The following is a 21,206-nucleotide window of genomic DNA, read 5'->3' on the forward strand; positions in this document are numbered from 1 at the left end:
TCAAAAAGCAACAGAACAAACGGAGACTGGAAAGCGCGGCATCGGATCCACTGACCGGAATCCCACAGAAATGACTGACTCCGAAGCACGGGGCTGAGAAGAGAAAGGCGACAAAACAATGAAAAAGAAAACAGGAATCACAAAAACGCTGGCGCTGGTACTGACACTTGGACTGTTATGCAGCGGTCTTACCGGATGTGGACAGACAAGAAATAGCGGGAGCGCAGCAGAAAGTCTGATGACAGAGAGTACACAGCCTGCAGAGAGTACGGAAGCCGTAATGGAAAGTACAGAAGCTACAGCAGAAAATACGGATGCGGATGACACAGTAGTGCGTGTGGCATCCTTAAAAGGCCCGACATCTTTGGGACTTTTATTTTTAATGGACAAGGCAGAAAAAGGAGAGACTTCTAATGCCTATGAGTTTCAGATGGCTACCGGTGCGGACGAGATCCTGCCGCTAATGGTAAAAGGTGACCTGGATATCGCACTGATACCTGCCAATGTGGCAAGTATCCTCTATCATAAGACACAGGGCGGTGTGGAAGTGATCGACATCAATACACTGGGGGTATTGTACATGGTATCCGGAGAGAATGACCTTACGGATTTTACGGATCTGAAGGGTAAGACCATTTATTTAACCGGAAAGGGAACCACACCGGACTATGTATTGCAATATCTGCTGACTGCCAATGGCATGTCTGTGGACGATGTGACACTGGAATATAAATCCGAAGCAACAGAGGTGGCATCTGTGCTGGCAGAGGATCCCACAGCCATCGGACTGTTGCCCCAGCCCTTCGTCACTGCAGCCTGCATGCAGAATGATGCACTGAAAGTGATCTTTGACTTAAATGAAGAGTGGAATAAGATACAGGGTGTAAGCGGCAGCAGCATGGTCACAGGTGTCACGGTGGTAAGCAAGGAATTCCTGGAAGAGCATGAGGATGCAGTGAAATCTTTTATGGAAGAACATAAGGCAAGTGCCGAAGCCATCAATGCAGATCCCACCACCGGTGCTGCGCTGGCAGTGGAAGCACAGATCGTGGCAAAGGAGCCCATTGCACAGAAAGCAATCCCAGGATGCAACATTACTTATATGGATAAGGCAGACATGAAGCAGGCACTGTCTGGATACCTTGACGTACTGTTCCACCAGGATTCTCTGTCTATCGGCGGCGGACTTCCGGAATCTGATTTCTATTATGATGCAGAATAAGGATAAAAAATACATTAAAAAATTTATGATCCTGCTCTTCTGGCTGGGGGTATGGCAGATCACGGCAGTGTGTGTGGATAATTTCCTGCTGGTGGTGACACCCCTGCAGGCATTGCGGGCGATTATCGTTCTCGCGGGGCAGGTGGAATTCTGGCGTAGCGCCCTTGGCTCGCTGTGGCGGATTGCCGCAGGCTTTTTGCTGGGAGCGGTTTTGGGACTGTTGTTAGCGGCGGTAAGCTACAGATACCGTCTGGCAGAGGAAATCCTGCGCCCGTTCATGGTATTCTGCAAGGCAGTGCCGGTTGCAGTATTTGCGGTGCTTTTACTGATCTGGTGGGGAGCTTCCCCGCTGGCGGTGGCGGTCTGCTTTTTCGTGGTGTTTCCGAATATTTATCTGAACACACTGGAAGGCTTAAAAAGTGCGGACGCAGAACTGATAGAGACGGCAGAAGTGTTTCGTCTGCCGTTTGCCACACGCTTTTTCTATATTTACCGTCCGGCATTAAAGCCATTCCTGCTCAGCGCATTTCAATTATCCCTGGGAATGAGCTGGAAATCCGGAGTGGCAGCGGAAGTGATCGGTACGCCGTTGCATTCCATCGGCGGAGCACTGTATCTGGCGAAGATTTACCTCGATACGGCGGATCTGTTTGCCTGGACAGCAGTGATCATTGTGCTTAGTGTATTGTTTGAGAAAATAGTCTTCGGTTGTGTGGAATATTTTTTCCGGTGGGAGCCTGCCTGCAAGAGACCGGCAATGCCGCAGAAAAATGTCAGCAGAGAACGTCGCACTTTATGTGTGGCAGATTTTGGAAAATGTTATCATGACCGTTGGATCTTCCGGCATGTGGAACAGGAATTCCACGGAGGAGAACCTTACTTTCTGGATACACCATCGGGCAGCGGCAAGACGACTTTTTTTAGGTGCTTGTGCGGGCTGGAACGGCCGGAAGAGGGAGAAGTGTCGGGAATCGATGCTTTTTCCGTGCAGTTTCAGGAGGACAGACTCTGCGAAGAATACAGTGCGGTGAAGAATCTGGAAATGGTCATGGGAGATGCGAAGGAAGCGCGGAAGGCACTTACGTGGTTACTGCCGGAGGAAGCACTGGGTCAGCCCTGTCATGAATTGTCCGGCGGCATGAAGCGGAGAGTGTCACTGGTGCGGGCAATGGAAGCAGGAGCACAGTGTGTTCTGCTGGACGAGCCTTTCACAGGGCTGGATGAAGAGAACCGGGAGAAAGCATATGAATACATCCGCACACATGCAAATGGACGCATCATCATGATCGCCACGCATATCAGACCGTGGGAGAATATGCCGGAGGACGTTCAGAAGGGAGAAGGATTATGGGAAAGGACACGGAAAACACAAGAGTGACGCTGGTAGGCATTATCGTGGAGGATCAGGAGGCAGCAGGCCGGATCAACGGACTTTTGCATGAATACGGAGAATATATTATCGGAAGAATGGGGATACCTTATCATGAGAAGCAGATGAATATCATCAGTGTGGTCATGGACGCCCCACAGGAAAAGGTCAGTGCTCTGTCCGGGAAGCTGGGAATGATCCCGGGAGTCAGTTCCAAGTGCCTCTATGCCCCGGATACGCAGAAAGCCCCCAAATAAAAGGGTTGTCAATTCCTCCAACTTATGCTATAATTGCAAAATGACTGCGACTGGATACAGACCCGCAAGGGTATAAAGGAGGAAATGTTATAATGAGTTTACAGGTTGAAAAGTTAGAGAAAAACATGGCGAAGCTGACCATCGAAGTATCTGCTGAAGAACTGGAGAAGGCAATCGAAGGTGCTTACCAGAAGAATAAGAACAAGATCAGCATTCCTGGTTTCCGTAAGGGCAAGGCTCCCCGTAAGATGATCGAGCAGATGTACGGCAAGTCAGTATTCTATGAGGATGCAGCAAATGCTTTGATCCCCGATGCTTACGATAAGGCTCTGGAAGAGTGTGAGGAGCAGATCGTATCTTCTCCGAAGATCGATGTGACCCAGTTAGAGGCTGGCAAGCCTTTCATCTTCACCGCAGAGGTTGCTCTGAAGCCCGAAGTGACTCTTGGCAAGTACAAGGGTGTGAAGGTTGACAAGATCGAAGTTAAGGTGACCGATGAAGAGGTTGACGCTGAGATCAACAGAGAGCGCGAGAGCAATGCGAGAACCATCAATGTAGAAGACCGTGCTGTTAAGGACGGCGATATGACCGTTATCGATTTCGAAGGTTTTGTAGACGGTGTTGCATTTGAGGGCGGCAAGGGTGAAAATCATTCCCTGACCATCGGTTCCGGCTCTTTCATCCCCGGATTTGAAGAGGGACTGATCGGTGCTGAATTAAATAAAGAGACCGAAGTAAATGTAACCTTCCCTGAGGACTATCATGCAGCTGAGCTGGCTGGCAAGCCCGCAGTATTCAAGTGCACCGTTAAGGAGATCAAGGAGAAGCAGCTTCCTGATCTGGATGACGAGTTCGCAAGTGAAGTATCTGATTTCGATACTATGGCTGAGTATAGAGAGGATGTACAGAAGAAGCTGACTTCCAAGAAGGAAGAAGAAGCTAAGATTGCCAAGGAAGAGGCAGTTCTGGATGCAGTGATCGCAGATGCCAAGATGGAGATTCCCGATGCAATGCTCGAGACCCAGCAGAGACAGCTGTTAGAGAACTTTGCACAGAGAATTCAGGCACAGGGTCTTTCTTTGGAGCAGTATATGCAGTTCACCGGTCTGACCGCTCAGACCATGATGGAGCAGCTGAAACCCGAAGCACTGAAGAGAATCCAGTCCCGTCTGGTTCTGGAAGCTGTAGCAGCAGCTGAGAAGATGGAAGCTACTGAGGAAGATTTCGAAGCTGAGATCAAGAGCATCGCAGAATCTTACCAGATGGAAGCTGACAAGGTAAAAGAACTCCTGGGTGAGCAGGGTGCTAAGCAGGTGAAGGAAGATATCTGCGTAAGAAAGGCAGCTGACTTCATCGTAGACAACGCTAAGGAAGCAAAGGCTGCAGCCAAGAAGACCACCAAGAAGGAAAAGGCAGCAGAAGAGAAGCCGGAAGAAGCATAATCTGTGCTTTAAGATACGATACGAAGAGAAAGCGGACTGCCAGGTCCGCTTTCTTTTTCAGATTTAAAAGTTCCTAAATTTTTATTAAATCTTCGGAATCTCGTTGAAAAAGCTTACTAAGTAGGATACGATAGTAGTATTAATCAGAAGCAATGGAGGTTTTAGAATATGAGTTTAGTACCTTATGTCATTGAACAGACCAGCAAGGGTGAGCGGTCTTACGATATTTATTCCAGATTGTTGAAGGACAGGATCATTTTCCTGGGTGAGGAAGTGAATGAGACTTCCGCCAGCATCATTGTGGCACAGTTACTGTTCCTGGAAGCGGAGGATCCCGATAAGGATATCCATCTGTATATCAACAGCCCGGGCGGCAGTGTTACCGCAGGCATGGCAATCTACGATACTATGAAATACATCAAGTGTGATGTATCCACCGTATGTATCGGTATGGCAGCCAGCATGGGAGCATTCCTTTTAGCAGGTGGTGCCAAGGGCAAGCGTTTTGCACTGCCCAATGCAGAGATCATGATTCATCAGCCTCTGGGCGGTACCCAGGGCCAGGCCACCGAGATCGAGATCGCAGCCAAGCATATCCTCCGCACCAAGGAGAAGTTGAACCGTATGCTGGCTGAGAACACCGGCAAGGATTATGAGACCATCTGCGCAGACACCGAGAGGGATAACTGGAAGAGCGCCGAGGAAGCTTGTGAATACGGGTTGATCGATAAGGTGATCACCTTCCACGAGGCATAGTGTAAAAAATATGCTTGATAGCATATTTTTTACACAGCTATTTGTGCCGCATACGGCACAAAGTAGTTTTTATCGCAGAGCCAAATCTGAAATTTGGCTCGCGTTTCCTACGACGCAAAAGCGGCGTCTTCGGAAGGAGATAAAATAACAGGAGTATAGTAGTAATGGCAGGAAAAAATTCCGGAAATGACATCAGATGTTCATTTTGTAACAAGACCCAGAGCCAGGTCCGCAAGCTGATCGCAGGACCTGCCGGGGTATATATCTGTGATGAGTGCGTAGATATCTGCGCTGACATCCTGGAGGAGGAACTGGAAGACGAAGAAGTGGAAGAGACCGCGACTCCGGATATCAACCTTCTGAAACCGAAGGAGATCAAGAACTTCCTGGATGAATATGTCATCGGACAGGAGGAGGCGAAAAAGGTCCTCTCCGTTGCGGTGTACAATCATTACAAGAGAGTAACGGCTCCCAAGGATCTGAATGATGTGGAGCTGCAGAAGAGTAATATCATCATGGTAGGACCTACCGGTTCCGGTAAGACTTACCTGGCGCAGACACTGGCGAAGATCATCAATGTACCGTTTGCTATCGCAGATGCCACTACATTGACTGAGGCCGGTTATGTAGGCGAAGATGTAGAGAATATTCTGTTGAAGCTGATCCAGGCGGCGGACTACGATGTGGAACGTGCCCAGTACGGTATCGTATATATCGACGAGATCGATAAGATCACGAAGAAGAGTGAAAACGTCTCCATTACCCGTGATGTATCCGGTGAGGGCGTACAGCAGGCACTGCTGAAAATTATCGAGGGTACCGTGGCAAGCGTACCTCCCCAGGGTGGCAGAAAGCATCCTCATCAGGAACTGATCCAGATCGATACCACCAACATTCTGTTTATCTGCGGCGGTGCTTTCGACGGACTGGAGAAGATCGTAGAGTCCAGACTGGACCGTAAGTCCATCGGTTTTAACACAGAGCTTGGGAAGAGAGAGGACAAGGACATCAGTGAACTGTTACAGGAGGTAACTCCTCATGATCTGGTGAAGTTCGGTCTGATCCCCGAGTTCGTAGGACGTGTGCCTATCTGTGTATCCTTACGGGGACTGGACAGAGAAGCACTGATCCGTATCCTTCAGGAGCCGAAGAATGCCCTGGTAAAGCAGTACCAGAAGCTGTTCCAGATGGATCATGTAAAGTTAGACTTTGAGCAGGATGCCATCGAGGCGATCGCAGACAAAGCACTGGAACGTAAGACCGGTGCCAGAGGATTGCGTTCTATTATGGAATCCGTAATGATGGATACCATGTATGAGATTCCTTCCGATGATACCATCGAGGAATGCGTAGTCACTAAGGCTGCTGTGGATGGAGAGAGCGAGCCTCTCACCATACACGAAGATTCTCTGAAAAAGGCAAAATAATCTGGGCGCTGCCTTGTGGTGACACAGGGCAGCGTTTTGTGCAAAAAAGCAGAAAGAAAAAGGTATTTTTATGATCATAAAGAATGTGAGTCTGGAAACGGTCTGCGGTATTACCAGTAAGCTTCCGGAAAATATCCATCCCGAGGTGGCATTTGCTGGGAAAAGTAATGTGGGGAAATCCTCTCTGATCAACGGTCTGATGAACCGGAAATCCCTGGCAAGAACCAGTGCCCAGCCCGGTAAGACCCAGACCATCAATTACTATAATGTGAACGATGAAATCTACTTCGTGGATCTCCCCGGTTACGGTTACGCCCAGGCAAATGAGAATGTGAAAGCCCAGTGGGGTAAGATGATCGAAGATTATCTACATAAATCCAAACAGTTAAAGCTGGTGTTTTTGCTGATCGATATCAGACATGCACCGTCGGAGAATGACCGGATCATGTATGACTGGATCCGTCGTAACGGCTACGATCCTATCATCATTGCCACGAAACTGGACAAGATCAACCGTAGCCAGATCCAAAAGCAGATAAAACTGATCCGCACCACCTTACAGGCGGGGGCGGACACACAGATCATCCCGTACTCTGCACAGACCAAGCAGGGAAGAGAAGAAATCTATGAGATTCTGGACGGAGTGCTGGCGGCAGAGAATCCTGCACAGGAATAGACAGCAGGAAGGATGAATGAGTGTAAAAGCAGAATGCGTGAGAGAGTGGGAGTATATGAAGAAATATTGTAAAGCCTTAGTGAATCTGGGTGTGGCATTTATTATATTAACGTTGATCGTTTTCCTGGTGCCGAAGCTGTTAGTATTTTTTGCACCGTTTGTGGCAGGCTGGATCATTGCGTTGATCGCCAGTCCCCTGGTGAGGTTTTTTGAGGAAAAGGTAAAGATCAAGCGAAAAGCGGGAAGTGCATTTGTCATCGTGGCGGTCATCGCACTGGTGATATTGATCCTCTATCTGGTAGGGGCGAAGTTAGTCGATGAGATCATGGGACTGATCGGTGCACTGCCGGATATCTGGGACAGTGCGGAGAATGATTTTGCCGATATCGGACAGAACCTGAGCGTTATCTATAACCGTTTTCCGGCGGATGTACAGCAAAGCATCATGGATGTCATCAATCAGATCGGAAGCTATGTGGGAGATCTTCTGGGTAAGATCGGCACACCTACGATCAATGCCGTGGGCAATTTCGCCAAGCAGGTTCCTTCGATCCTGATCGGACTGATCATGGCACTGCTTTCTTCCTATTTCTTCGTAGCGGAGAGAGACCAGCTGGCAACATGGTTCCGTAAGCATACACCGGCGGAAGTACTGTCCTGGTATTATATGCTGAAGCGCGGACTGGTCAAAGCAGTAGGCGGGTATCTTAAGGCACAGCTTAAGATCGAAGTGTGGATGTATCTGCTATTAGTCATCGGATTTGCCATTCTGCAGGTAGACTATGCGTTGTTGATCGCACTGGGGATCGCATTTCTGGATTTCCTGCCTTTCTTTGGAACCGGAACCGTCATGGTCCCCTGGGCAATTATCAAGATCTTAAGCTCTGATTATAAAATGGCCATAGGACTGCTGATCATCTGGGGCATCGGACAACTGGCGCGTCAGCTGATCCAGCCGAAGATCGTGGGAGATTCCGTGGGAATGCCTCCTCTGCCGACTCTGTTCCTTCTGTACATAGGATATAAGCTGGGCGGTGTCGTAGGAATGATCGTGGCAGTACCGGTCGGACTGATCGCACTTACCATGTATCAGGAGGGCGCTTTACAGACGACCAAGGACAGCGTGAAGATTCTGACAGCCGGGATCAATCATTTCCGCAGACTGAAGCCGGAGGATATGGACGAAGTGCGGCAGATGCAGGAGAGAGACCGGAGGCTGAGCGAGGAACTGGCCAGACAGGCAGCAGAGGAAGAGGCTCAAAAAGAAGCCCAAAAGGAAGCTCGAAAAGAAGCTCAAAAAGAAGCTTCTGCGAAAAAACAGAAAGAAAAGAAATCATGAGAAATATCAGACTACGACTGCAATATGAAGGAACCAGATATCAGGGATGGCAGAAACAGACTTCCACGGATAATACGATCCAGGGGAAAATGGAGACGCTGCTAACTAAAATGTGTGGTGAACCCATAGAGATCTCTGCCAGCGGCAGGACCGATGCCGGGGTGCATGCCCTGGGGCAGGTGGCGAATTTCCACACGGAATCTGCCATGAGTGTAGAGGAGATCCTGGAATATTGTAACCGATATCTGCCGGAGGATATTGCCGTGGTGGAGGTGTCGGAGGCGGCACCCAGATTCCACAGCAGATTAAATGCCACCGGGAAGCGTTACCGTTACCGCATCATCAACAGTCAGATCCCGGATGTGTTCTGGAGACGCTATGCGACAGAGGAACCGGAAGCATTAGATTTGGATGCTATGCGAAAGGCTGCGGAGCGATTGCTTGGAGAGCACGATTTCAAGGCATTTACCTCTGCGAAGAAAAGTAAGAAATCCACCGTCCGCCGGATCGACGAGATCCGGATCGAACGGATAGAGAACCGTGTGGAGTTTGTATTTACCGGAAATGGATTTTTGCATCACATGATCCGTATTCTCATGGGAACTCTCCTCGAGGTCGGAAAGGGAATCCGGACACCGGAGAGTGTGACAGATATACTGAAGTCCGGAGACAGAGCGAAGGCGGGAGCGCTGGTACCTGCCAAAGGACTGGTACTGGAAGAAGTTTTTTACACCTGAAAAATAAAAATACTGCAACTTTTTGCCCTACAATTGCGTCTATGTAGTTGTAGGGTTTCGTTTTGCCATGAAATCGTAAATAAGCTGCGTGAGTGCTTGCACGCAAAGCAGTGTATTTACGATTCCATGAGCGAAGCGTCTTATTCATGAAATAAAAGATGAGCCGCGGTAGCGGCGTCGGCTGCGAAGCAGACGCTTTTATGAATGGATAAGAGCAAAACGAAATGTTTATAGAATTTTAATAATTATGTTGCAGAAAGTATGCATTGACAGGATACGATAAACGTGGATAAGGCAGAGGGACTTTATCCGATACGAAAGGTGTAAGGTGCAGGTCATGGAAAAAAGGGTGGCAGTATACAATAATAATACAGGCGTAATAGAGATAATGAGTTCCCTTCTGGCAGGAGAAGGCTTAAAAATGGTGGCAGTGACGGGGAGAGCACAGTTACAAGAATTACTGCGGGCACAGGAGATCCAGCTTCTGCTGCTGGATGTAGAACTGGATGGCAGAGGCTGGGGAGAAGGCATTGAGATGATCCATGACATCCGTAATATGACTACGATCCCCGTTATTATCATTTCCGCACAGGATGCGGAGACTGCCAAGATCATGGCGCTGAATGCCGGTGCAGATGATTATGTGACGGTGGGGTATAATCCGTTGGAGCTGTTAGCCAGAGTGAAATCACAGCTTCGCCGGTATACACAGCTGGTCAATCTGTGTGAAAGTATTGATAGTATTTATCGCGTGGATGGGCTGGAGATCAATGACCGGAACCGTACGGTAACGGTAGACGGCCGTGAAGTGAAGATGACGCCCATTGAATATAAAATCTTACGCCTGCTGGTGCAGGAGCGTGGAAAGGTATTATCCATCAGCCAGATCTATGAGTCTATCTGGCATATGCAGGCTATCGGAGCGGATAATACGATTGCGGTGCATATCCGCCACATCCGTGAGAAGATCGAGAGCAATCCCAAGGAGCCCAGATACCTGAAAGTGGTATGGGGAACCGGATATAAGGTAGGATGAAAAAGATTGTTAATAAGTGTGTCCTCTGCGTCAGCAGGGGACATTTTTGTCAAAGCTTGATCGGGAGATGCTTGACAAATCAATACAAATGCATTATTGTACTAATTAAATAATACAAGCAAAACAAGGATGGAGCATAAGGATGCAGACAGAAGTGATACAGGCAGGGGCAATACAGGGGAAACGAGGAATCAACAGTGCAGTGCTGAAAAATATCGCGGTAGTGACTATGTTGATCGATCACATCGGGGCGGTGATCATGACCAGGCTGCTGATCCGAAACGGGCTGTATGAAGCTATGGTGAATCAGGAGGCCTATACTGCCTGGATGGGGCAGAACGGTGGAATGTACGGCATCTACATGGCAATGCGTATCATCGGCAGACTTGCATTTCCGATTTACTGTTTTTTACTGGTAGAGGGATTCCAAAAGACTCACAATGTGAAAAAGTATCTGGGCAGGATGTTTTTATTTGCACTGATTTCGGAGGTACCCTTTGATCTGGCATTCAGCGGCAAGGCATGGTATCCGGCATATCAGAATGTATTTTTTACATTGTTATTGGGGCTGCTGGTGATCGCGGGACTTCATTTGGTGGAACAGCATTTTGCGGGTACAACGGTTGGAAAAACGATTCTGCGCGTGGGACTGAATGCCGTTATTATTCTGACAGGATGTGTACTGGCATTGGTTCTTAAGACGGATTATGATTTTAAGGGGATTTTGGCAATCACTGTACTTTATCTGTTCCGTAACCGGAAGAAAGCACAGATGTGGGCCGGTGTCATCATTTTTTTATTGATGGACAGCCTGGAGATGTTTGCAGCACTTTCCTTTATTCTGATCTGGTTCTACAACGGAACGAGAGGGCGGCAGAATAAATATTTCTTTTACTTTTTCTATCCTGCGCATCTTCTGCTCTTGTGGCTGGTATGTGTGGCAATGGGAATTGCGGGAATTCCTGCAATCTGACGAACAACAGGATGCTCTGTGGATAGTAAAGTGGAAGACGGGGAAGACAGTGACATGGAGGATATGGCGTATATGGAAGAGAAAAAATGGAAGATAGGGGACAGCGAAGAATTGATCCGGGTACAGGAAATCAGCAAGACATTTCATCTGTCGGCAAAACAGCAGAAACTGGAGCATAGCACGGCGAAGACGAAGATTGCCGTGAATCAAGTGAGCTTTTGCGTAAACAGAGGGGAAGTGTTTGGACTTTTGGGACCCAACGGTGCCGGTAAGACCACAACTCTTCGGATGCTGGCAACGCTGATCCGACCGGACAGCGGGGATGCGGTGTTATCCGGCAGCAGCGTAGTGACACAACCGGAGGAGGTACGGCGTAAGATCGGCTTCCTGACCAGTGAACTGAAGCTGGAGGATTTTTTTACCCCGGATTATCTGTATGACTTTTTCTCTGAATTGTACGGTATTCCGACAGACAGACGAGACACCAGAAAACGCATGCTGTTTGCACGGTTCGGCATTCAGGAGTTTGCACAGGTGCGCGTCAGGGATCTGTCTACGGGAATGAAGCAGAAGGTATCCCTGGTGATCTCACTGGTGCAGGATCCGGAGATCATCATTTTTGATGAACCCACCAATGGACTGGATATTCTGACGGCAAAAGTGGTGACAGATTTTCTGCTGGACCTGAAAGAGCAGGGGAAGACCATTATCATATCAACGCACATTTTCAGTCTGGTGGAGAAGATCTGCGACCGGGTGGGAATTATTATTAACGGTCGTATGGTAGCCTGTGAGGACCTGCGGACTCTTTGCGGTGATAAGAGCCTGGAGGATCGCTTTTTTGAAATCTATGAAGCGGTGAACGGGGAGGACGAGAACCATGACAAATAATACGATTACGGTAATGAAAAAAGAACTGGCAAGATTTTTCGGAGACAGAAGGCTGGTAATCACGACACTTTTGCTCCCTGGAATCATGATCTATGTGGTGTACAGTTTTTTGGGAAGCGCCATGATGAAGTCCATACTTCCGGAAGAAGCTTACGTGGCCAAAGCTTATGTGGTGGATATGCCGGAGTCGTTAAGAGAAGACCTGCGGGAGCTTAAGGTAGACTGGCAGCCTGCGGACAGAGAGCAGCTGACACAGATGCGACAGGAGATACAGGATAAACAGGCAGTCGGGCTGGTAGTATTCCCGGTGGATTTTGATCAGGCAGTGGAAAACTATCAGGTGCAGAGTGGAAAACCGGCGCCCAACGTGGAAATCTATTACAATTCCGCGGAGACGGAATCCACTCATTTTTACAATGAAGTGTCGGACATTTTGGAGGCATATGAGACATCTATATCCAATAAGTTAGACATCAATGCCGGGGATTCCGTGTATTACGACTGTGCCACCAGCAAAGATACTACGGGACAGATGTTTTCGATGATGATGCCCCTGCTGCTTATGATGTTTTTATACAGTGGATGTATGTCCGTGGCACCGGAATCCATCGCCGGGGAGAAGGAGCGTGGTACCATAGCGACATTGCTTGTGACTCCCATGAGGAGGAGCTCTCTGGCACTTGGCAAAGTATTTTCCTTAAGCATTATTGCACTTCTGGCAGGTTGTTCCAGCTTTATCGGAACCTTTGCGGCACTGCCGAAAATGATGGGCGGGGAATTGACGGGAGTGGATTCGTCGGTGTATACGCCTATGGATTTTGCGATGCTGCTTCTGATCATTCTGTCTACGGTAATGGTACTGGTATCCATGATCGCACTGGTCTCCGCTTTTGCAAAAAGCGTGAAAGAAGCGGCTACGACAGCCTCTCCATTTACCATCGTGGTGACCTTTATCGGACTGAGCCCTATGCTCAGTCAGGGAAAAGAGATTCCGCTGTACCGGTATCTGATTCCGGTATATAACAGCGTACAGTGCATGAACGGTATTTTTTCTTTTAGCTATCAGCCGGTGGAAATTCTTTTGACCGTGATCGTGAATCTGTGTGTGGCGGGAGTGCTGGTATTCGGACTGACGAGGGCATTCCAGAGCGAGAAAGTGATGTTTGGGTAGGAGCATAGTATTTTATAATTATTGACTATAAAGTGAGAAATGTGTACAATGATAACTATTCGGAGCAATGTAAATTCGAGCAAAAGAAAGCACCGCAGGGGCAATTTTGCGAATGATGCTCTGAATACAGAAAATGGAGGAAAATAGTACATGCAACTGCCTATTTTTGAGAAATACATTGATGAACTGATCGAGAAAAGCACTCTGGATGTTCCCGCATGGAACATTGAGAAGGCGAGAGAAGGGAAAGCTGCCGGCTGGAATTACATTGACGGCTGCATGATCCTGGCACTTTTGGAGATCTATAGCGCTACCGGAGAGAAGAAGTATTACGAATTCGCAGATGCATTTATTGACCATAGAGTACAGGAAGACGGTACGATTACGAAGTATTCCGTGGAAGAATATAATATTGACAATGTCAATGCAGGTAAGACCCTGTTCGCATTGTATGCCTTAAATGGCAAGGAAAAATATCGCAAGGCGATCGACCTGATCTACAGTCAGGTGGAGACGCAGCCCCGTACCGAGGAGGGCAACTTCTGGCACAAGAAGATCTATCCCAATCAGATATGGCTGGACGGCATGTATATGGGACAGCCATTTTACATGGAATATGAGACTAAATTCGATGACAAGAAGCACTACGATGATATTTTCCATCAGTTTGCCAATGTCGTAAAATATATGAGGGATCCAAAGACCGGGTTATACTATCACGGATACGATGCCTCAAAAAAAGCCTTCTGGTGTGACAAGGAGACCGGCCTGTCACAGAATTTCTGGCTGAGAGCACTGGGCTGGTATTCCATGGCACTTTTGGATACCCTGAGCAAATGTGAGCCGGGAGAAGAGTATAAGGCAGAGTATGACAATCTGAAGAAGGTATTCGTGGATCTGATCGATTCCATGTTAAAATTCCAGGATGAGAACGGTATGTGGTACCAACTTCCCGCACTGGGCGGCAGGGAGCCGAACTACTTAGAGACCAGTGGAAGTGCGATCATGGCTTACTCCCTGCTGAAGGGCGTGAGACTCGGATTTTTACCGGAGTCCTACAGAGCCTATGGATTAAAGGCATTCCAGGGTATCTGTGACCGCTATCTGAAGGAGAAGGACGGACATTTAAGCCTCGGAGGTATCTGCCTCGTAGCAGGACTGGGACCGGAGGATAACCGCCGCCGTGACGGCAGCTTCGAATACTATATGTCCGAGCCCATCGTGGAAGACGATGCCAAGGGTGTGGGACCGCTGCTTTTGGCTTACACAGAAATGAGAAGACTGGATGACTAAATGAAGTCAGGCGGAATGATGAAGAACGATAACAGAAATGACAGAAGAACATCCGGACCTGCGAAAGGGACGGGAAAGACCAAAGCAACGGGAAAAGCCAATGCGGCGGGAAAAACTAAAGTGACGGCAGGCAAGGAAACCCGGGTGCCCGTAGGACAGGGCCGGGAAAAGACGGCTGTTAAAAAGAAGAGTGGTCTCTGCCCGGTGGCTGACAAGTGCGGTGGTTGCAGCTGGATCAATCAGCCGTATGCAGAACAATTAAAAAAGAAAGAAAAGCAATTAGGGGAGCTATTGGCTCCCTTTTGCAAAATAGAGGGTGTCATTCCCATGGAGCATCCGGAGCATTACCGGAACAAGGTACATGCTGTGTTTGGTGAAAACCGTTATCATGATGTCATTTCCGGCATCTATGAGCAGAAGAGTCACCGGATCGTTCCTGTGGACAGCTGTCTGATCGAGAATGCCAAAGCGGATGAGATCATTGTCTCTATCCGGGGACTGTTGAAATCTTTTCATATCCGTCCCTACAATGAGGATACTGGATACGGACTGCTGCGCCATGTCCTGATCCGCACCGGACATGTCACCGGCCAGATCATGGTGGTACTGGTGCTGGCTTCCCCAATCCTGCCCTCCAAGAATAATTTTGTGAAGGCACTGCTGAAGCTTCACCCGGAGATCACTACCGTGGTCATCAATGTTAACAATCGAAATACCAGCATGGTACTTGGCGACAAGGAGCATGTGATCTACGGCAAGGGATATATTGAGGATGAGCTGTGCGGAAAGAGGTTCCGTATTTCTCCCAAATCCTTCTATCAGGTGAACCCGGTACAGACCGAGATACTCTATGGGAAAGCTTTGGAGTATGCCGGACTCACCGGCAAAGAGACTGTGGTGGATGCCTACTGCGGAACCGGAACGATCGGCATGATCGCTAGCGACAAGGCCGGCAAGGTCATTAGTGTGGAGTTAAATGCCGATGCTGTACGGGATGCTCGCAACAATGCCAAAGCGAACCAGATACGCAACATCCAGTTCTACCAGAACGATGCCGGGAAATTCCTGGTGGAGATGGCGGCACAGGGCGCGAAAGTAGATGTCGTCCTGATGGATCCTCCCAGAAGCGGCAGCACCGAAGAATTCATGAGTTCCGTCGTCCGGATCGGTCCCGAGCGAATCGTCTACGTCTCCTGCAATCCAGAGACACTGGTCAGGGACTTGAAGTACTTTAAGAAGAAGGGTTACTGTGTGGCGAAGGGCGTGGGCGTGGACATGTTCCCGTTCACTGATTCGTTGGAGGCAGTCACCCTGCTGGTCCGGCAGAAGAAGTAACTGAAAAGTCAGTTTGGTGTAAATAGTATAAAAACATTGAATTCCGTACAAAAAAGTTCCGAAATCAGGAATTTTTGTACGGAATTTCTTTTATTTGCGTACTTGGCGAAAATAAAGCATTTTTATAATACAAAATTACCTGCTTTTGTATTTTTTTCGCCGATATTGGCGTTTTAAATACAAGAAAATTCGTAGGAATCTGCAATGATATATGAGAAATTTCGCTCTGAGCTTTCTGATGAACAAAGTAATTTCATAGAAAATTATATGGAAATTGTTGACCATGCACATTTTCAGGAGGAACAAAAACAGAATAAAGAAGAAATATCTTTTACTTCTGCAAGCTAAGGATTGTATTTACTTTTACGCTTAAATACAATATAATTTAAGCACAAAAGCAAATATCAAGGATAAGGAGGACAACTATGGCAACATCAGATATTTTGGAATCGCTAATTGAAAAAGACAATGGATATTTGATTACATCGAAGGCTGTTGAATCAGGTGTATCAAAGCCATCTGTATCAAAATACGTCAGAGAGCATGACATGGAAAAAGTGGCACATGGCATTTATATCTTAGATAATGTGTGGCCAGATGAGTTGTTTGTACTCCAGCAACGAAATAAGAATATTATTTATTCGGGCGAGACCGCCCTTTATTTGCATGGTCTTATCGACAGAGAATACAATCATATTTGTTTCAATGTTCCTACCGGGTATAATGCAACACATATCAAAAAGAAAAACAAAGAAGTTCGTTATGCAAACCCAGAGATTCTTGGTATGGGAACTTGTGAAATCCTGTCAAGCAGCGGTAATTTGGTTAAAGTATATGACAAGGAAAGATGTATTTGTGATTTGATTAAAGATCGAAAGAAATATGAAATTCAGTTATATCAGACAGCAATCAAGGAATATATGTCCTCGAAGGAAAAGAATCTTTCAAGATTGATTGAATATGCGATTAAACTTGGAGTAAGGGATGAAGTGATGATGTATGTGGAGGTAATGGTATGATTCATACAGCGAAACAACTTAAAGACAAAGTAAAAAACATGTCCGGCGGGAATAGTGAAGTTGCGCAAGCATTAATTAGAACATATTTTGTGGAAAGGTTCTTAGAAAGAGTTTCTGTTTCTGAATACAGGAATAATTTTATTCTGAAAGGCGGAATGCTTGTTGCTTCTATTGTTGGTGTAGACATGAGAGCTGAATGATGGTATCAGCATCCGGATCAAGTTCTCTCAACCTATTAAAAAGCTGGTCGAGAAGGAGCCTGTCTGCAATTACATTTTCCATTGATGGTGATGAATCAGGAATGCAGTCGTACATATTGACTTCACCGTCTTCGGTAGGAATGTCGAGTGAAAGCGTATCTCCGGCTGCATGATATTTGCATGCGATGCAGTCTCCATCGCATTCCCAGAGATGTTTTTTGCTACACATACAACGATGATGGTGCTGCTCTTTATGACGGATGCGGTCGGACTCCTTATAGAAAGCATCACGCTGTTCCTTTGTGACAGAGATCTTCTCTCCTGTAGAGCGAAGATAGATGAATGGTGTACTAAGATTTTCGTGATTTGCCATAAATTTTCCTCCTGTGATTGGCTTTGTTGAGCAATCGTAGGGGCATTTGGCTATCACGAAATTCTCATCTTCCTATCATCACAAAACGTTGCGTGCAATTGAAAAGGAGTGTGGATTGTGATATACTTTATTAAGGTTTATTGGGGTTTAATCTGATTTGTGTACCAGAGAAAATCCTGCATCCAAATAAAAAAGTCCCTGTGATTTGCTCACAAGGACATCCAATAGTTGCTTGAGTTAACGTGTCATAGTTGGCAGAGTTAGTAGAGTTGGTGTTTTGAAAAAGAGGGACAATCAATGACGAATAGAAAGAATATAAGACTCTGTGGCGGCACGTTCTTCACCTTACTGCTTGAGGATAGAAAGCCACGGGCTGGAGTAAGAGAACATTACGCGGGAGAAAAGGATGGGCTGTCTGAACCAGAAGTATTGATAGGATTATCTAAGGTCTTGGTGCCTGATTTTCAGGAGCCGCTAGAAAGTATGATGACAACCATTAAAGGGAATACGTCGGAATACAAGAGCTGCAAAAACAAAGGAGGCACTTATTTCCCTTTTGGCAATAGCCACTGAAAACCATAGTTATGGGAAAACTGATGAAGCGCATTATGCTCACTATGGAATTATCACCGATATAAAAGTTCAAGATAAAGGAATAAAGATATACTATCAGTTTTTGAATTCGATTCCACAGCAGAAACTAAATGAGCTTTTATTTGAATTAGGCCTGCGGGGGAATTCAAGTTTTCTCTATGTAATACAGCTCGCAGACAGCAATGAATGGAGGTAGAAAATGAGCAAGGAATACGAAGAAATGAACGTAGAAAAATGGGTAAACCTTGAGGATGTAGCAGTACATTTGAGTCTCAGCCAGGATACCGTCAGGACATGGATAAAAGAAGGAAAGCTGCCTTTTTACAAAGCAGGTAAGAGATATAAGTTTAAAATTTCCGAAGTTGATGAGTGGGTTAGAACAGGGAAAATCAAGGAATAAGGGAAAAGAGGTGAGGTATATTCTATGAAGCCAAAGATGCAATCAGCAATTGAAAGAATAACCTTAAACGATGCGACCTTTACTGGAGAAGTAATTGAGCCGACTTTCGTAAACTTTTTCTATGGAAAGAATGGTGCTGGAAAATCCACAATAGCCAGATCTCTTTGTGATAATACAGGAATAGAATGGAAAAATGGCAAGTCAGCATCAGACTATGATGTGCTTACATACAATACAGAATTTATTGATGCCAATTTCGCCAACTATGGCAATCTGGCCGGTGTATTTACCGTTTGCGAAACAAATATAGAAGTGCCAAAAAAGATAGAGGCCCTTCAAGCTGATAAGAGTGCGGTTGCGGAAGAGTATAAAAAGAAGTCCGTAGCAGCTGAATCAAAGCAAAACACTTAGACCAACATTTGATGCAGACGGGATTTGATGCAGAGCAGATAAAAGAAGTGTTCAAGATGATTTTTGAGGCAATGCAGCAGGAACAGCATTACAAAATGATGATGAATGTGGAGTCCTGATTATGGGCACGGTAAGAATTAAAATAGATTTAGACAGGGATATCTGATCCCGATGAACGGAGGATACAGCAATGGCTGAAAAGCAGACAATTGACGCAATGTGGGACGACTCCCCTGTTGACGTTTCTACAGAGGTGAATTTTATCTGGTCTATCGCAAACAAGCTGCGCGGCACTTACCAGAGTGACAAATACAAGGATGTCATCATTCCGATGGTTATCATCCGTAGATTTGAGTGTGCATTGGCACCAACAAAACAGAAAGTAGTAGATCAGTTCAAGGCGAATCCGGCATATCCGGCAAAGGCGATGTATCGTGTATCTGGATATCAGTTCTACAACACCAGTGAGTTTGATCTTGCAGAGCTGGTAAATGATGCGGACCATCTTGCAGCGAACTTCAAATCCTATATTCAGGGTTTTTCTGCAAATATTCAGGATATTATTAAGAGCCTGGATTTTGATAAGCAGATTGACAAAATGGACAAGAACAATCGTCTGCTCAGTGTGGTGAAGGCTTTCTCGGAATTGGATTTGAATCCGGTGACAATCGATAATGTAAAGATGGGATACATCTTTGAAGATTTGATCAGAAGATTTTCAGAAAATGCGGAGGCGGGTGATCACTATACCGGTAGAGACATCATCAAGCTGATGGTCAATATTCTGCTGGCAGAAGGCTGTGATGATATCTTTGATGATGGAAAGGTCATCACAGTATTGGATCAGGCGTGTGGAACCGGCGGTATGCTTTCCACCAGCTACAACTTCATCAAGCGCTACAATCCGTCTGCGGATGTGCGCCTGTTTGGACAGGAAATCAATCCGGAATCATATGCGATCTGCTTGGCTGAGATGATGATTAAAGGTCAGAACGCAGAAAACATTTGCTATCAGGACACGATGAAAGCTGACCGATTCAAGGGAACCAAGATGCGTTTCGTCATTGAAAACCCACCATTCGGTACACCATGGGGTGGTAAAGATGCAGCGGAAGGTGTGGAACAGGCAGTTAATGATGAATATACAAAAGGCTTCGACGGTCGCTGGGGTGCGGGTCTTCCTGGCTCTGGCGATATGCAGATGTTGTTCTTGCAGTCTGCTATAGATAAGATGGACGACAATTTTGGCCGTGCTGCGATTATTGAAAATGGTAGTCCACTGTTCTCTGGTGGAACTGCTTCCGGTGAAAGCCAGGTCCGTCGTTGGATGTTGGAAAACGATCTGATTGAGGCAATTATTGCACTACCTACGGATCTTTTCTACAACACAGGTATCGCTACATACATCTGGGTACTTTCTAAGAATAAGAGACGTGAAAGAAAAGGTAAGATTCAGCTGATCGATGCGTCTGGTTTTTATGGAAAATTGAGAAAGGCACTGGGCAATAAGAAAAACGAGATTTCATCGGGAAATCGTACGCAGATCACGAAGCTATATGCAGATTTCGCTGAAAATGAGTATTGCAAGATCTATAAAAATGAGGAATTTATCTACCGCGAGTACACGGTGATGCAGCCTCTTCAGAGAAGCTATGCCATTACAGAAGATAGAATTGAAGCAATGCTGTCAAAAGGCTCTCTTTCTTCCCTTTACGACCAGGCAAAGGTGGATGAACTGGAGAATATGGAAGAGCTGTCCGGTAAGGATTTAAAGAAGTTGGAGGTTTATCAGAATAACCAGCCACTCTATGAAGCAATCATTGCGGCGCTGCAGGCGGCAATATCAGAGCAGGTTTATGATTCACCGAAAGCATTTATGCCGGTTCTGACAAAGGTTCTTGCCAATGCAACAGCAGATAAGAAGTTGCTTGATAAGGTTGAGGATGGTTTGTCTGTCATGGATAAGGATGCTGAAATTCAGAAAGACAAAAAAGGCAATATTCTCTATGATAAGGAAACCAAAGATACAGAGCTGGTGAAATGGGAAGAAAACATCGAGGATTATATGGCTCGTGAGGTTCTGCCGCATATTCCGGATGCTACAGCTTTCTTTGAAGAAGACCTCGGAAAGAAAAAGCCTGTTATTAAAACTGGGGCGGAGATTCCGTTTACACGTTATTTTTATAAATATCAGGCATCAACGCCAAGTGAAGAACTGGAAGCAAAGTTTATGGAACTTGAACTTTCTGCGTCTGAACGCGTAGCTAAGCTGTTTGAGTAAGGCG

23 protein-coding genes and 1 pseudogene are annotated in these 21,206 nt (G+C 46.5%); 23 read left to right on the top strand and 1 reads right to left on the bottom strand.

Annotated elements, in window-relative coordinates:
* The first annotated feature begins 118 nt into the window (after positions 1-118).
* The 18 genes and pseudogenes from H9Q77_RS05200 to H9Q77_RS05285 all read left to right on the top strand — a co-directional run.
* A complete protein-coding gene (locus H9Q77_RS05200; RefSeq protein ID WP_249326729.1) occupies positions 119-1,222 on the top strand; it encodes an ABC transporter substrate-binding protein in 1,104 nt (367 codons plus the stop codon).
* Positions 1,209-2,600 (top strand): ABC transporter permease subunit, encoded by a 1,392-nt coding sequence (locus H9Q77_RS05205; protein ID WP_249326730.1) that lies wholly within the window; start codon positions 1,209-1,211, stop codon positions 2,598-2,600. Before H9Q77_RS05200 ends, H9Q77_RS05205 begins: the two co-directional genes overlap by 14 nt.
* Positions 2,570-2,848 carry a TM1266 family iron-only hydrogenase system putative regulator gene (locus H9Q77_RS05210; protein WP_118546360.1) on the top strand — a complete coding sequence of 93 codons (279 nt, stop codon included), beginning with the start codon at positions 2,570-2,572 and terminating at the stop codon, positions 2,846-2,848. The genes H9Q77_RS05205 and H9Q77_RS05210 overlap by 31 nt, the downstream gene beginning before the upstream one ends.
* A gap of 92 nt (positions 2,849-2,940) precedes the next feature.
* The gene (gene tig, locus H9Q77_RS05215; RefSeq protein WP_249326731.1) at positions 2,941-4,290 is read left to right on the top strand and encodes a trigger factor; all 1,350 of its coding nucleotides are present in this window, start codon (positions 2,941-2,943) and stop codon (positions 4,288-4,290) included.
* Between the two features lie 168 nt (positions 4,291-4,458).
* Positions 4,459-5,046, top strand: coding sequence for an ATP-dependent Clp endopeptidase proteolytic subunit ClpP (gene clpP / locus H9Q77_RS05220; RefSeq protein ID WP_022154669.1), 588 nt, complete (start codon positions 4,459-4,461; stop codon positions 5,044-5,046).
* A 164-nt stretch (positions 5,047-5,210) separates the two neighbouring features.
* The gene (clpX, locus tag H9Q77_RS05225) at positions 5,211-6,473 is read left to right on the top strand and encodes an ATP-dependent Clp protease ATP-binding subunit ClpX (protein WP_022154668.1); all 1,263 of its coding nucleotides are present in this window, start codon (positions 5,211-5,213) and stop codon (positions 6,471-6,473) included.
* 70 nt (positions 6,474-6,543) lie between these two features.
* Positions 6,544-7,149, top strand: a complete 606-nt coding sequence (gene yihA / locus H9Q77_RS05230; protein WP_249326732.1) for a ribosome biogenesis GTP-binding protein YihA/YsxC — start codon at positions 6,544-6,546, stop codon at positions 7,147-7,149.
* A gap of 16 nt (positions 7,150-7,165) precedes the next feature.
* A complete protein-coding gene (gene ytvI, locus H9Q77_RS05235; RefSeq protein ID WP_249326733.1) occupies positions 7,166-8,488 on the top strand; it encodes a sporulation integral membrane protein YtvI in 1,323 nt (440 codons plus the stop codon).
* Positions 8,485-9,225 (top strand): tRNA pseudouridine(38-40) synthase TruA, encoded by a 741-nt coding sequence (gene truA / locus H9Q77_RS05240; protein ID WP_249326734.1) that lies wholly within the window; start codon positions 8,485-8,487, stop codon positions 9,223-9,225. Before ytvI ends, truA begins: the two co-directional genes overlap by 4 nt.
* Positions 9,226-9,562: 337 nt before the next feature.
* Entirely contained in the window at positions 9,563-10,261 is a 699-nt protein-coding gene (locus H9Q77_RS05245; RefSeq protein ID WP_022154664.1) for a response regulator transcription factor, read from the top strand.
* A 142-nt stretch (positions 10,262-10,403) separates the two neighbouring features.
* Positions 10,404-11,234 carry a TraX family protein gene (locus H9Q77_RS05250; protein ID WP_249326735.1) on the top strand — a complete coding sequence of 277 codons (831 nt, stop codon included), beginning with the start codon at positions 10,404-10,406 and terminating at the stop codon, positions 11,232-11,234.
* 72 nt (positions 11,235-11,306) lie between these two features.
* A complete protein-coding gene (locus H9Q77_RS05255) occupies positions 11,307-12,125 on the top strand; it encodes an ABC transporter ATP-binding protein (RefSeq protein WP_249327134.1) in 819 nt (272 codons plus the stop codon).
* Entirely contained in the window at positions 12,115-13,296 is a 1,182-nt protein-coding gene (locus tag H9Q77_RS05260) for an ABC transporter permease (protein ID WP_249326736.1), read from the top strand. Before H9Q77_RS05255 ends, H9Q77_RS05260 begins: the two co-directional genes overlap by 11 nt.
* A 156-nt stretch (positions 13,297-13,452) precedes the next feature.
* Entirely contained in the window at positions 13,453-14,589 is a 1,137-nt protein-coding gene (locus H9Q77_RS05265) for a glycoside hydrolase family 88/105 protein (protein WP_249327135.1), read from the top strand.
* Entirely contained in the window at positions 14,590-15,924 is a 1,335-nt protein-coding gene (rlmD, locus tag H9Q77_RS05270) for a 23S rRNA (uracil(1939)-C(5))-methyltransferase RlmD (protein WP_249326737.1), read from the top strand. It abuts the gene before it with no gap.
* Positions 15,925-16,128: 204 nt separating this feature from the next.
* Positions 16,129-16,272, top strand: a complete 144-nt coding sequence (locus H9Q77_RS05275) for a hypothetical protein (protein ID WP_249326738.1) — start codon at positions 16,129-16,131, stop codon at positions 16,270-16,272.
* A 77-nt stretch (positions 16,273-16,349) separates the two neighbouring features.
* Positions 16,350-16,943 carry a type IV toxin-antitoxin system AbiEi family antitoxin domain-containing protein gene (locus H9Q77_RS05280; RefSeq protein WP_249326739.1) on the top strand — a complete coding sequence of 198 codons (594 nt, stop codon included), beginning with the start codon at positions 16,350-16,352 and terminating at the stop codon, positions 16,941-16,943.
* Positions 16,940-17,137 (top strand): annotated as a pseudogene (locus tag H9Q77_RS05285) (nucleotidyl transferase AbiEii/AbiGii toxin family protein); the annotation flags it as partial. The gene H9Q77_RS05280 and the pseudogene H9Q77_RS05285, both read left to right, overlap by 4 nt.
* Here the strand turns inward: H9Q77_RS05285 and H9Q77_RS05290 are convergent.
* Positions 17,112-17,516, bottom strand: coding sequence for a sigma-70 family RNA polymerase sigma factor (locus H9Q77_RS05290; RefSeq protein ID WP_249326740.1), 405 nt, complete (start codon positions 17,514-17,516; stop codon positions 17,112-17,114). The pseudogene H9Q77_RS05285 and the gene H9Q77_RS05290 sit on opposite strands and share 26 nt — an antisense overlap.
* A gap of 297 nt (positions 17,517-17,813) precedes the next feature.
* On the opposite strand from H9Q77_RS05290, the gene H9Q77_RS05295 reads away from it, so the two are divergent.
* From H9Q77_RS05295 to H9Q77_RS05315, 5 genes are all read left to right on the top strand, one after another.
* A complete protein-coding gene (locus H9Q77_RS05295) occupies positions 17,814-18,089 on the top strand; it encodes a hypothetical protein (RefSeq protein ID WP_249326741.1) in 276 nt (91 codons plus the stop codon).
* Positions 18,073-18,306, top strand: a complete 234-nt coding sequence (locus H9Q77_RS05300) for a hypothetical protein (RefSeq protein WP_249326742.1) — start codon at positions 18,073-18,075, stop codon at positions 18,304-18,306. Before H9Q77_RS05295 ends, H9Q77_RS05300 begins: the two co-directional genes overlap by 17 nt.
* 3 nt (positions 18,307-18,309) lie before the next feature.
* Positions 18,310-18,510 carry a helix-turn-helix domain-containing protein gene (locus tag H9Q77_RS05305; protein WP_117567822.1) on the top strand — a complete coding sequence of 67 codons (201 nt, stop codon included), beginning with the start codon at positions 18,310-18,312 and terminating at the stop codon, positions 18,508-18,510.
* Positions 18,511-18,534: 24 nt separating this feature from the next.
* Positions 18,535-18,921 carry an AAA family ATPase gene (locus H9Q77_RS05310; RefSeq protein ID WP_249326743.1) on the top strand — a complete coding sequence of 129 codons (387 nt, stop codon included), beginning with the start codon at positions 18,535-18,537 and terminating at the stop codon, positions 18,919-18,921.
* A 190-nt stretch (positions 18,922-19,111) separates the two neighbouring features.
* A complete protein-coding gene (locus H9Q77_RS05315; protein ID WP_249326744.1) occupies positions 19,112-21,202 on the top strand; it encodes a type I restriction-modification system subunit M in 2,091 nt (696 codons plus the stop codon).
* The last annotated feature ends 4 nt before the right edge of the window (positions 21,203-21,206 follow it).

Origin of the sequence: Simiaoa sunii (genome assembly GCF_014337175.1) — a bacterium.
Classification (GTDB): Bacteria; Bacillota; Clostridia; order Lachnospirales; family Lachnospiraceae; genus Acetatifactor; species Acetatifactor intestinalis.